The organism is Flavobacterium sp. Arc3 (assembly GCF_041431375.1).
Lineage (GTDB): Bacteria > Bacteroidota > Bacteroidia > Flavobacteriales > Flavobacteriaceae > Flavobacterium.
This window is the reverse complement of record NZ_JASMRI010000009.1, coordinates 144,136-156,979: the sequence shown is the minus strand read 5'-3', so window position 1 is coordinate 156,979 and position 12,844 is coordinate 144,136. Positions and strand designations below refer to the sequence as shown.

12 protein-coding genes are annotated in these 12,844 nt (G+C 34.4%); 9 read left to right on the top strand and 3 right to left on the bottom strand.

The features are described from left to right. Window positions 1-9 precede the first annotated feature (9 nt). Window positions 10-825, bottom strand: coding sequence for a 2,3,4,5-tetrahydropyridine-2,6-dicarboxylate N-succinyltransferase (locus QO200_RS08700; protein WP_371538740.1), 816 nt, complete (start codon window positions 823-825; stop codon window positions 10-12). 110 nt (window positions 826-935) lie between these two features. Here QO200_RS08700 and QO200_RS08695 point away from each other — a divergent pair, with 110 nt between their 5' ends. The 3 genes from QO200_RS08695 (at window position 936) to QO200_RS08685 (ending at window position 3,232) form a co-directional block, all read left to right on the top strand. Continuing rightward, the gene (locus QO200_RS08695) at window positions 936-1,175 is read left to right on the top strand and encodes a hypothetical protein (protein WP_371538738.1); all 240 of its coding nucleotides are present in this window, start codon (window positions 936-938) and stop codon (window positions 1,173-1,175) included. A 22-nt stretch (window positions 1,176-1,197) separates the two neighbouring features. Then, window positions 1,198-1,614: a Holliday junction resolvase RuvX gene (ruvX, locus tag QO200_RS08690; RefSeq protein WP_371538735.1), complete on the top strand. Its 417-nt coding sequence runs from the start codon at window positions 1,198-1,200 to the stop codon at window positions 1,612-1,614. Between the two features lie 121 nt (window positions 1,615-1,735). Continuing rightward, window positions 1,736-3,232 (top strand): malate:quinone oxidoreductase, encoded by a 1,497-nt coding sequence (locus QO200_RS08685; RefSeq protein WP_371538733.1) that lies wholly within the window; start codon window positions 1,736-1,738, stop codon window positions 3,230-3,232. 24 nt (window positions 3,233-3,256) lie between these two features. Here QO200_RS08685 and QO200_RS08680 read toward each other — a convergent pair whose 3' ends face one another. Further along, window positions 3,257-5,485 carry an FUSC family membrane protein gene (locus tag QO200_RS08680; RefSeq protein ID WP_371538730.1) on the bottom strand — a complete coding sequence of 743 codons (2,229 nt, stop codon included), beginning with the start codon at window positions 5,483-5,485 and terminating at the stop codon, window positions 3,257-3,259. Window positions 5,486-5,684: 199 nt separating this feature from the next. Here QO200_RS08680 and def point away from each other — a divergent pair, with 199 nt between their 5' ends. The 4 genes from def (at window position 5,685) to QO200_RS08660 (ending at window position 9,386) form a co-directional block, all read left to right on the top strand. After that, window positions 5,685-6,272, top strand: coding sequence for a peptide deformylase (def, locus tag QO200_RS08675; RefSeq protein ID WP_371538727.1), 588 nt, complete (start codon window positions 5,685-5,687; stop codon window positions 6,270-6,272). Window positions 6,273-6,361: 89 nt separating this feature from the next. Continuing rightward, window positions 6,362-6,808 (top strand): DUF5606 domain-containing protein, encoded by a 447-nt coding sequence (locus tag QO200_RS08670; RefSeq protein WP_371538725.1) that lies wholly within the window; start codon window positions 6,362-6,364, stop codon window positions 6,806-6,808. A gap of 110 nt (window positions 6,809-6,918) precedes the next feature. Next, window positions 6,919-7,701, top strand: coding sequence for a nucleoside triphosphate pyrophosphohydrolase (mazG, locus tag QO200_RS08665; protein WP_371538722.1), 783 nt, complete (start codon window positions 6,919-6,921; stop codon window positions 7,699-7,701). Window positions 7,702-7,937: 236 nt separating this feature from the next. Next, a complete protein-coding gene (locus tag QO200_RS08660) occupies window positions 7,938-9,386 on the top strand; it encodes an APC family permease (RefSeq protein ID WP_371538720.1) in 1,449 nt (482 codons plus the stop codon). An 8-nt stretch (window positions 9,387-9,394) separates the two neighbouring features. Here the strand turns inward: QO200_RS08660 and QO200_RS08655 are convergent, their stop codons facing one another. After that, complete coding sequence (locus QO200_RS08655; protein ID WP_371538717.1) at window positions 9,395-10,075, bottom strand: Crp/Fnr family transcriptional regulator; 681 nt, start codon at window positions 10,073-10,075, stop codon at window positions 9,395-9,397. Window positions 10,076-10,178: 103 nt separating this feature from the next. On the opposite strand from QO200_RS08655, the gene QO200_RS08650 reads away from it, so the two are divergent. Together QO200_RS08650 and ccoS are read left to right on the top strand one after the other, a co-directional pair. Continuing rightward, window positions 10,179-12,557: a heavy metal translocating P-type ATPase metal-binding domain-containing protein gene (locus QO200_RS08650; protein WP_371538714.1), complete on the top strand. Its 2,379-nt coding sequence runs from the start codon at window positions 10,179-10,181 to the stop codon at window positions 12,555-12,557. A 95-nt stretch (window positions 12,558-12,652) separates the two neighbouring features. Further along, a complete protein-coding gene (gene ccoS, locus QO200_RS08645) occupies window positions 12,653-12,844 on the top strand; it encodes a cbb3-type cytochrome oxidase assembly protein CcoS (RefSeq protein ID WP_091432391.1) in 192 nt (63 codons plus the stop codon).

Sequence of the window (12,844 nt, the reverse complement as noted above, 5' to 3'; positions counted from 1 at the left end):
AAAATAAATTTAAACCGCTACGTCATATTCGCGTAAAGCGTTATTTAAAGATGTTTTTAAATCAGTAGATGGCTTGCGAGTACCAATGATTAATGCGCAAGGAACTTGAAATTCACCAGCTGCAAACTTTTTAGTATAGCTTCCTGGAATTACTACTGAACGAGCAGGAACAAAACCTTTCATCTCCACTGGTTCATCACCAGTTACGTCAATAATTTTTGTAGATGCAGTCAAACAAACGTTAGCACCAAGAACAGCTTCTTTCCCAACATGAACTCCTTCAACAACAATACAACGAGAACCTATAAAGGCACCGTCTTCAATAATTACCGGCGCAGCTTGTAAAGGTTCAAGAACCCCACCAATTCCTACTCCGCCACTTAAATGTACATTTTTACCTATTTGAGCACAACTTCCTACTGTTGCCCAGGTATCTACCATAGTTCCTTCGTCTACATAAGCACCTATATTGATATAACTAGGCATCATAATTACGCCACTTGAAATATAAGCTCCATAACGAGCAGATGCTCCTGGAACTACACGAATTCCTTTGGCAGCATAGTCTTTTTTCAATTCCATTTTGTCATGGTATTCAAAAATTCCCGCTTCCCATGTTTCCATTTTTTGAATAGGGAAATACATAACTACTGCTTTTTTAACCCATTCGTTTACTTGCCATGCATCTCCTTTTGGTTCAGCAACACGTAATTTACCAGAGTCTAATAATTCTATAACCTCTCTGATGGCTTTTGTTGTTGTTTCTTCTTGTAACAAAGCTCTGTTTTCCCAGGCTTGTTCTATAATTGTTTGTAATGAAGTCATGTGTGATAATTTTTAGGCAAATATAAGTTTTTAATGCAAAAACAAAAAGTCAATTTGCTTTGAAAATGTTACAAAACTCGATTCAGATTTGTTATTAAAGAATAAGGATAATGATCGTTTTGTTTTTTATCGATTATTGTAAATTTGAGGATGCAGAAAAAATTAATGCAGTATGGAGTTTTAAGGAACTTATGGGGTATCTCGAAACATGGCCTGCAACTCAACACTATATTAAAAAGAATAATCGCAATCCGTTAGAATTAATTCAAGAGGAGTTGAAAGGTTCGTGGCAAAAAAGTGATAAAAAAGCAACATTTCCGTTGTTGCTGAGAATCGGAAAATTAAAATAGTTATCTTTGAAAAAAAATAAAAATGCCTAGAGTACTTGCTATAGATTACGGACAAAAACGCACCGGTATTGCGGTGACAGATGAAATGCAAATCATTGCGTCTGGATTAACAACTATTCCAAGTCCAACAGCCATTGCCTTTTTAAAGGATTATTTTTCTAAGGAGAAGGTAGAAGCAGTTCTCATTGGTGAGCCAAAACAAATGAATGGCCAGCCTTCAGAAAGTGCTTCGATAATTAAAGGTTTTGTTACTCATTTTACTAATCATTTTCCAGATATGAAGGTAATTCGGGTAGATGAGCGTTTTACCTCAAAAATGGCTTTTCAGTCCATGATAGATAGTGGCTTGAAAAAAAAACAACGTCAGAATAAAGCGTTGATTGATGAAATTTCTGCCACAATAATGCTCCAAGATTACTTGAACCGAAAAATGTTTTAAATAGTCATACTTAAAGGAGTATAAAGGTCTAAAACGTTTTCGTAGTTTGTAACTTTTCTCTATTAATTTATAGTTTTTTTTGCAATTATAAAAAGTATCTTTGTGCTTTAAATTTTTTGCTATGCCAGACACAACAATTCGCTCAAATACTGATGTAGTTCTTATAGGTGCTGGAATCATGAGTGCCACACTTGGATTAATTCTGAAAGAACTACAACCAGATATCAAAATAGAGATTTTCGAAAGATTAGACATTGCAGCTGCCGAGAGTTCTGACGCATGGAATAATGCGGGAACGGGGCATTCTGCTTTTTGTGAACTGAATTATACTCCTGAAAAAGAGGATGGAACTATTGACCCAAAAAAAGCAATTAGTATTGCTGAATCTTTTGAGGTGTCGCGACAATTCTGGTCTTATTTAGTAGAAGAAAATAAAGTTCCTTCTCCTGAAAATTTCATAAAAAGTATCCCACATCTAAGTTTTGTTTGGGGTGATAAAAATGTTGAATACCTAAAGAAAAGATTTGAAGCTTTACAAAAAAACCAACTGTTTAAGGATATGGTTTTTAGTACTGATTTATCTCAATTGAAAGAATGGATGCCTCTAGTAATGGAAGGTAGAGACGAGTCAGAAAAAGTGGCTGCCACCAAAATGGCTATAGGTACTGATGTGAATTTTGGAGAATTAACCAGAAGTATTTTTAGCTATTTAGCTACTCTTGACGGAGTAACTATTCATTATCATCATGAAGTTCAAAAATTGAAACAACGTGACGATAAGTCTTGGAGAATAAAAATAACTGATTTGGCTACAGGCCAAAAAAGAAAAGTATATACTAAATTTGTATTTATAGGTGCCGGTGGTGGATCATTACCGCTGTTAGAAAAAGCAGATGTTCCTGAAGGGGGCGGTTTTGGTGGTTTTCCAGTAAGTGGACAATGGCTTAAATGTATAAATCCTGAGGTTATTGCAAAACATGCCGCAAAAGTATATGGTAAAGCTAGTGTAGGTGCGCCACCTATGTCTGTACCGCATATAGATTCAAGAATGATTAATGGAGAAAAACAATTGTTATTTGGCCCATTTGCCGGATTCTCAACTCGTTTTTTGAAAAACGGTTCCTATTCTGATTTGCCATTATCGATAACTACAGATAATATTTTTCCAATGATATCTGCAGGAATTAAAAACATACCGCTGACAAAATATTTGATTCAGCAAGTGCGTCAATCTACTGAAGATAGGATAGATGCTTTACGGGAATACGTTCCTAGCGCAAAGGCTGAGGACTGGGTGATTGAAAGAGCGGGACAGCGCGTACAGGTTATTAAAAAAGATAAAAAAGAAGGTGGGATACTTGAATTTGGTACTGAGGTAATAACTACTTCTGACGGATCATTATCCGTTTTGCTTGGCGCTTCGCCAGGTGCTTCTACCGCAGTTTCTATTATGATTGACTTAGTAGGAAGATGTTTTAAGGAAGAGTTAGCTTCTGCTGAATGGCAAACAAAACTTAAAAAAATGATTCCTTCCTATGGTCAGGCATTAAATGATAATCCGGCGCTATCAGATGAAATAAGAAAAAATACAGCTGCAGTTTTAAAACTAAAAAATTAAATAATAAAAATGAACTTCAATATTTTATTGAAGTTCATTTTCTGTTTTTATTAATACCCGGGTAGTTCTAACTATATTTTCAGATAAATTAGTTAACCAGATTAATTGCTCGATTACCAATTGTGCTTCCTGCATTTTTAATTGAAATGCCTCTTCATCAATAGTATTTCCTTTTTTTAATTCTTTGGCTCGAATTTTATTTAATTCAATAAATCGTTTACTTAAATCCTCATTAACTGTAATTGTTTTAGATTCTATGCTATCCTCTTTTAAGATAGTTATAGCGTCTTTTAGGTTTCTAATAACTTTGTCCACGACAACATTAAAAGCTTCTGATGCCTCAGATGTTTTATGAGATTGGATATAGGTTCCCAAGGAGGCAGCAGACGATAATAATGTGTGATTAAGTACGGTTAGTTTATAGACTTGTGCTAATTTGCTTTGTTTCGATTTAGGCTCCTGAAGCATTCTTTGAAAAGAGGCCATCAGATTTCCAACTTCAATAAAAGCATGTTTTCGAGCTAGACGATAGGAGGTAGGAACTTCACCTTTTTTATTGTAAAACAGGGATATTTGCTTTAAATAATTTCTGTTTGCTTCAATTGATTTTTCCAGATACACTGGTATTTTTACGAACTCCCAGGAAGGCCATAAAAAGTAATTGGCTAGAAAAGATAAAGTAGCTCCAACCAATGTGTCTATTACGCGATATTGAATTACATTTTCGATATTTGGGGTTAAGATCGCATAAATGAAAATCACATAAATGGTTATGAATGTTGCTCCAACTTTATAGTTGGTTGGTGTAAATGAAAAACCAAAAAGCATCGCTATGATTGCTAATGTACCAATGACTGTCGAGTCATGAACTAAGAAAAGTATCGCGAAAGCAATAAAACCACCTACAATTGTTCCAAAGATCCTATGAAACGTTCGTTCTTTTGTTAAGCCATACCCTTGTCTCATTATAACGACAATAGTTAACACAATCCAATAAGCGTTTTGAAAGGGGAGTATTTTTCCAATAAGAAAACCAATCAAAATAGTAATTGTCAGCCGAAGGGAATGTCTAAAAACAGTGGAAGAGAAACTAAAGTTCTCAATCAATGTACTAATTGGGTAGTACTGAGGTGTTATAAATTTTTCTAAATCCTTATCTTTTCCTTTTAAGTCTTGTGATTTTACAACCGTTGTAAAAGCGCGCTCCAGTGTTTTGTTTATCTCCACTTGTTTCTCTGCATAATGCAACATGTTTGTTAGCATTAAAACTCCTTCGGAAGCCTTCTCTTTTCCTAAATTATTTTCGTAATTTGTAATTGCTATTTCTAAATCTTGTAAATCAGTAAGAAGGTTGTGTTTTGAAACGTATTTCTCCCCGTTTTCAATGCTTTCAGATACTTTTTTTAGGCTTTGGGCAAGGTTGTAAGCAAGATTTTGGTAGGTTGCTAAAACCCTTGGATGGGCGTCAAATTTTTGATGTAGCTTATTGTGGTCGAATGAAGTAGCGATAGCCAGCTCCATAATTTCAACTAAAGAAATAAATACCAGCAGCATTTTTCGATTTTGATTAGAGGAACCAGAATTTGTTCTATTCCTGATAAGAGCTTCTCTTATGTTTTCATGAATAGCGTTTAGCTGTACCTGCAACTGCAATTGTTTTTTAGTGATTGCCTTTCGATCTGAATTTAACTCCCATAAATCTCCTCTTAATTTTAAATATTTGGAGGTTAAATTGATGCATTCGGCAATTTGTAATTCAGCGTAGCGATGTGGTCTTATTTGGAAAAAGACTAAAGAAATAAGTAGGTAGAATAAACCACCTAAAAGTAGTAGTCCAGAATATTGAAATCTTTCCCATCCTGTTTGTAGGTGAGCAAAAGCCAATGATATTGTTAGTAAAGCTGAAAACGAAACCATCGTTGCTCTTTGTCCATAGACTGAAATCATTGATAGAAAAAACAATAATATAGTAAAGAACGGATAAAACAGCCAGGAGTAGGGATAGATAAGGTTTATCGATAAGTTGACTCCAGATACGATTAGAATAGTAACAAGAATTCCGTTAATTTTATGTTTCAGATTACTGGGAATATCGCTAGGATACACGAGAATAGCACCTAAGGCTATAGTAAAACCAATTTGGAAATTACCTAAGTAAGAAAATAGTAAAACGGGAATAGCTGCTGCTATAGTTATTTTTAAAGCATTTGTAAAATAAGTACTGTCTATATTCTTTTTAACTTTAGGAATCATATAATAAGTATTGCATACAAATATAGGAATTGTACGATTTATCCATAGCGGAAAAGGCTTTGATTTAAGTTTAAAGTAGAAATAAATGCTAAATATCCTTTAGGAATTATTCATTGTCTAAATTTTTACTATTTTTGCCAACCGTATTTAAGGAGTGAAAATCCTTAATTTATGGCTGATAATACTTAAAATAACAATAATGATTTTACCAATTGTAGGATATGGCCATCCTGTTTTAAGAAAAGTAGGAGAGAACATTTCGCAGGAGCACCCTGAGTTAAAAGAAACGATTGCTAACATGTATGATACGATGTATAATGCATGTGGAGTAGGTCTTGCTGCGCCACAAGTAGGGAAAGCACTTCGTTTGTTCATAATTGATACGACACCTTTTAGTGAAGATGAAGATTTAGAATCGTCAGAACAAAATGAATTGAAAGGGTTTAAAAGAACTTTCATCAATGCAAAAATGTTGAAAGAAGAGGGTGAAATATGGTGTTTTAATGAAGGATGTTTGAGTATTCCAGACGTTCGCGAGGATGTTTACAGAAATCCAAAAATTACAATTGAGTACTGTGAAGAGGATTTTGTTGTAAAAACAGAAGTTTTTGAAGGTTTGATAGCTAGAGTTATTCAGCATGAATACGATCATATCGAAGGGGTCTTGTTTACGGATAAAATTTCTTCACTTAAAAAACGTTTAATTCAAAAGAAACTAAAGAATATTACTGAAGGTAAGACATTCCAAGATTATAGAATGCGTTTTATTGCCAAAAAAGGAAGGTAATATTATTCCTTATGCTATATTTGGGCATGGCTTTTGGAGTTTAATAAAAAATATATACAAATCGAATTCTTAATAATAATTAAAATAATATGAATTTAGAAAAAATACTAGCCATTTCTGGGAAACCAGGTTTATATGTACTTAAAGTGCAAACGCGTAGTGGTTTTGTTGCAGAATCATTAGCAGATGGAAAAAAAATTACGGTCAACTTAAAAAGCAATGTAAGTTTATTATCTGAAATTTCAGTTTACACTTATGAAGGGGAGAAGCCATTAGCAGAAATAATGGACAAAATCGCTGCCAAAGAAAGCAATGGTCCTGCAATTTCACATAAAGAAGACAATGCTACATTAGCGTCTTACTTTAAAGAAGTTTTACCTGACTATGATGAGGAAAGAGTATATCCATCAGATATTAAAAAAATATTGAATTGGTACAATATGCTTGAGGCAAAAGGTTTGGTTCTTGATGCAGAACCAGCTGCAGCCGTTGCAGAAGAAACTCCTGCCGAAAAAGAAAAAAAAGTTAAAGAATAATACATTCTCAATTTTAAAAAAATCCTGTCTTCTCTAATTTTAGAAGACGGGATTTCTTATTTTTACAAGCCTTATTCAAAGACCAAACTGGCAAAGAAAAAACAAATATTATGACTACAAGAGAAACTCAACTTAAGGCTTTTGACAGATTGTTAACTATCATGGACGAGCTGCGTGAGCAATGTCCATGGGATAAAAAGCAAACGCTTCAAACTTTGCGCCATCTCACCATTGAAGAGACCTATGAACTAGGCGATGCTATCCTTGATAATGATCTGATTGAAGTAAAAAAAGAATTGGGAGACTTAATGTTGCATATTGTTTTTTATGCTAAAATAGGAAGCGAAACAAATGACTTTGATATAGCCGATGTTTGCAATGAAATTTGCGATAAGTTAATTCACCGTCACCCACATATTTACTCGGATACTGTAGTTGCCAATGAAGAAGAAGTAAAACAAAATTGGGAAAAACTAAAACTAAAAGAAGGAAGAAGTTCCGTTCTTGAAGGAGTACCTAAAAGTTTACCTGCTTTAGTGAAGGCAAGCCGAATCCAAGACAAAGTAAAGGCTGTAGGGTTTGATTGGGATGAACCACATCAAGTTTGGGATAAAGTACAAGAAGAATTAGATGAACTGCAAGTAGAGGTAGAGGCAGGCGATCAAGATAAAATAGAATCCGAGTTTGGCGATGTTTTATTTTCGATGATTAATTACGCCCGTTTTTTAAATATAAATCCAGAAGATGCTTTGGAGCGCACCAATAAAAAATTCATCAAGCGTTTTCAGTATTTAGAAAGCAAAGCAGGTGAACTTGGAAAACCACTAATGGACATGACCCTCGCTGAAATGGATGTTTTTTGGGAAGAAGCGAAGCGACTCCCAAAAAATTAGGAATTAGAAAATCGGTGATTTTCAAATATTCCAAATTGGGAAGAAGCGAAGCGACTCTCAAAAAATTAGGAATTAGAAAATCGGTGATTTTCAAATATTCCAAATTGGGAAGAAGCGAAGCGACTCCCAAAAAATTAGGAATTAGAAAATCTGTGATTTTAAAATATTCCAAATTGGGAAGAAGCGAAATAGTCATAATAGGCTGTCATTTTTTTTAAGTCAATACACATTTAAATATGTCGGAAAATAAAACCGAGTTAAAACGCTCGTTAGGATTAATTGATGCTACTAGTTTAGTAGCGGGTTCGATGATAGGTTCAGGGATTTTTATAGTAACATCAGCTATGGCACGTGACATTGGCTCTGCTGCTTGGTTATTGATAATATGGGTGGTTACTGGATTAATTACTGTGGCTGCTGCACTAAGTTATGGTGAGTTAGCCGGAATGATGCCTAATGCTGGCGGCCAATTTGTTTACATTCAACGTGCTTACGGACGACTAGTTTCTTTTTTATATGGATGGACGGTTTTTACCGTGATTCAAACAGGAGTTATTGCCGCAATAGCGGTGACTTTTGCAAGTTATGCCGCTATATTTTTTCCGTTTTTAGATGATACTTTGTTTAAAATTAGTAGTTCTGTAAATTTCACAAACAGTAAGTTACTGGCTATTTTGAGTATTGTTTTGCTGACATATATTAATACCAGAGGGGTCAAATCTGGAAAAATAGTGCAACTAATTCTAACCTCGGCTAAACTGATCGCTTTATTCGCTTTAATTATTTTAGGAATATATGTGGGGTTAAAAACGGATGTTCTGGCGAATAATTTCACTAATATGTGGGACGCAAGTAAAACGGTGCTTAATCCTGACGGAACTGTAACGGTTACTAAATTGGCAGGAACGGCATTGCTAGGAGCGGCTGCAGCGACTATGATTAATTCCTTGTTTTCAAGCGATGCCTGGAATAATGTTACTTTTATTGCCGGAGAAATTAAAGAACCAAAAAAGAATATTCCCAGAAGTTTATTCTTAGGAACATTGATCGTAACGATTATTTATGTTTTGGCTAACGTAGCTTATTTAGCTTTACTACCAATGCAGGGAACGCCAGGAGCCACTTCTATTTTTGATGGCGGAATTATGTTTGCAAATAATGATAGAGTTGGAGCAGCTGCCGCAGGTATGATTATGGGCAATGTTAGTGTTTTTGTAATGGCAGCGTTAATTATGGTATCTACTTTTGGTGCTAATAGCGGGCTGATTCTTTCGGGGGGTAGATTGTTTTATGCTATGGCAAAAGATGGTTTGTTTTTTAAACAAGCAACAGAATTAAATAAAAATCAAGTTCCGGCCAAAGCGCTGTGGGTACAATGTATTTGGGCTTGTGTATTAGCAGTTTCGGGTAAGTTTGGGGACTTGTTGACGTATGCCACTTTTGCCTCTTTACTCTTTTATATATTGACGATTTTAGGTGTTTTTATTCTTAGAAGAAAGGAGCCAAATGCTGCGCGACCTTATAAAGCTTTTGGCTATCCAATTGTTCCTGCACTATACTTACTTGTCACTACGGCAATTTGTATCGTATTATTGATACATGATACTTTAAATACTGGTTTAGGCTTAGGAATTGTGTTGTTAGGGATTCCAGTTTACTATTTATTGATGAATAAAAAAGAATAATGAAGTTCTTATTCAGAGATCTTTTTTAATTTATTGATATCTGTAATCGTAATCTTTTTGCCTACTAAATTGATTAATCCTAATTTATTAAAGTCAGACAGTAAACGAATACAGCTTTCCGTCGCTGTTCCTATTATACTGGCTAATTCGTCTCTTGAAAGTTGAATTTTTAAGGAGTCATCTTCATTTTTTCCAAAGGTATCGTTTAGGTACAGTAACGTTTGTGCTAATCTTTCCTTGACGGTTTTTTGAGCCATATTAACCGTGTGGCTATCTGCTTCTTTTAGGTCGCCACATATCGTTTTCATCACATTCATCGAAAACTGATTGTTTTTATCAAAGAACCCCATAACTTCGGTTTTTGGAATAAAACACACTTCCATATCTTCAAGCGCAACAGCACTTAAGTGAACGGGCTCGTCACTAATCATAGAACGTTGCCCTAATAATTCTCCTTTTGTAACTAGTTTGACAATATGATCTTTTCCGTTAGGACTTAGTTTAGTAAGTTTACAAACACCGTCCTTAATGCAGAATATTCCATTTACATTTTCTCCTTCCTCAAAAATCACTTCTCCTTTTCGGATAATGCGCGATGTTTTACAACCGGCAAGTTTTACCAGTTCATCTTTATTAAGAGCCTTCAGCGAGCTGAATTCTCTAACAATACATTGTTCGCATTTTGACATTGTGAGGAGTGTTAGTTTGGTAAATTTACGCATTAATATGACATATATCATATTTTTATTAACATTTGTTTATGACCTTGCGGCAGGTAAAATGAGCAAAATTATGGATACACAAAACTGTTTCCATTGTGGTTTAGATATTATTAAAGCAGAAGAAATTATTTTTGATAATAAAAGTTTTTGTTGCAACGGTTGTAAAACGGTGTACGAAATTTTCAGTGTCAATGATTTGACATGCTATTATGATTTTGAAAAATCCCCTGGAGCAACCCCCCTTGATATTAAAGGTAAATATGATTTCTTAGAAAACGAAAGTATCGTTTCAAAATTATTAGAGTTTGAAGAAGAGGGTACAGCTATTGTTTCACTTAGCATACCTCATATCCATTGTAGTTCTTGTATTTGGATTTTAGAAAATTTACAACGACTTCAAAAAGGAATAAGTACTTCACAGGTTAATTTCCCTGAAAAAAAGGTACGAATAACGTATAATCCGCAAGCTGTTTCGCTTAGTACAATTGTTTATTTACTGAGTTCTATTGGCTACGAGCCTTACATTAGTCTGGAGAATTATGAAACTGGGAAAAAGAATGTAGATAGAAGTCTGACCTATAAGTTAGGAGTTGCTTTTTTTTGCTTCGGTAATATTATGTTGCTTTCCTTTCCAGAATATTTTGAGGTGCAAGAATATTGGTTGGATACGTATAAACCATTCTTTCGTTGGTTAATTTTTATCTTATCCTTACCTGCATTTTTGTATTCAGCCTCTGATTATTATGTTTCGGCCTATAAAAGTATTAGATCAAAAATGCTAAATATTGACATTCCTATTGCATTAGGAATTATTGTCATGTTTGTACGAAGCACTACTGATATTATTTTTGATTATGGATCGGGCTTTTTTGATAGTCTGACTGGCTTGATTTTCTTTATGCTTTTAGGGAAGATGTTCCAAATTAAAACCTATAGTTTCTTAAGTTTTGAAAGAGATTTTAAATCTTATTTTCCAATTGCAATTACTCGAATTAATAGCGATTCTTCTGAAGAGAGTGTACCTGTTTATGATATTCAAAAAGGAGATCGACTACTCATTAGAAATCAGGAATTAATTCCTGTTGATGGGATATTAATTAGCGAAAAAGCCGCCATCGATTATAGTTTTGTTACTGGTGAAGCAGTTCCTATCACAAAGAATTCTGGTGATAAAGTATTTGCTGGAGGAAAACAGATTGGGAAAGTTGTTGAAATGGAAGTGTTGTTTTCTGTTTCTCAAAGTTACCTCACCCAATTATGGAGTAATGATGTTTTCCAGAAAACTGTGGCCCAAAGACATAAAAGTATAACTGATACAATAAGCAGGTATTTTACTCCTGTCTTACTTTTGATTGCCTTTGCGTCATTTGGGTATTGGATTTTTATTGATACAAATACTGCTTTTAATGTTTTTACGGCAATCTTGATTGTAGCCTGTCCTTGCGCTCTGGCATTGACCGCTCCATTTACAATGGGGAATGTATTGCGAATTTTAGGGAAACAGAAGTTTTACCTTAAAAATGCGCTGGTTATTGAACAATTAGCCAAAGTCGATACTATTGTTTTTGATAAAACGGGAACCATAACCACTAATAAAAAAGCACAAATTTCTTATGAAGGGAAGGTATTATCCAGCGAGGATCTAGTTAAGATTAAAACAGTACTTCGCGCTTCTAATCATCCGTTAAGCAGAATGCTGTACGATTTTCTTCCGGATATGAAAAATGTAGTTATTACTGATTTTGAGGAAATAACTGGTAAAGGGATTCGGGCTACGATTCAGGGAATGGAGGTAGTAATCGGATCAGCAGTATTTGCAGGAAGTGCAGACGATAGTACTGTGCTGCAAACTGCAGTTCACATCACTCTTAATGGTAATTATTGCGGAAAATATGTTTTTAATAATCAATACAGAGCAGGTTTAGAGAATCTGTTTAAAAGTTTAAAAGAGAATTATCAAATCAAAGTTTTGTCTGGAGATAACGAGGGAGAGAAATCTTCTCTGGAAACGCTTTTGCCTGCAGGGACTGAACTGATTTTTGATCAGAAACCAGAGCAAAAACTGGAGTTTATCAAGAGATTACAAGAAGAGGGTAGAAACGTGATGATGGTGGGAGATGGTTTGAATGATGCTGGTGCATTGGCGCAAAGTAATGTAGGGATTTCTATTTCAGAAAATGTTAATGTTTTCTCGCCAGCTTGTGATGGGATTTTGGAAGCAAACGAATTCCAAAAATTACATTACTTTTTAAAGTTATCTAAAAAGGCGATGACAACAATTAGAATGAGTTTTGGTATGTCTTTACTGTATAATATAATAGGGTTGTCATTTGCTATTACAGGGCATTTGCAACCGTTAGTAGCGGCTATAATTATGCCGCTGAGTACCATAACGATTGTCAGTTTTGTAACGATAATGAGTAATTTTTACGCTAAAAAATTAAGATAATTTTAGATAAATATTAACAAATAGTAAGGAAGTATGATAATTGTCATACTTTATAAAAAAGGTGAATATTACCTTTGTAAACACAAATTTTAGGTATGAGTGTCATTTATTTATTAATTTCCATCAGTATAATAATAGCTATTGGCTTTTTTATTGCTTTTATACGAGCAGTAAAGACAGGTCAATATGATGATGATTATACACCATCAGTCAGAATGCTTTTTGACGATGAGCTCAAAGTTGAGAATCCAAAACCAAAACAAATAACAGAAGAAAAACAAAATTAA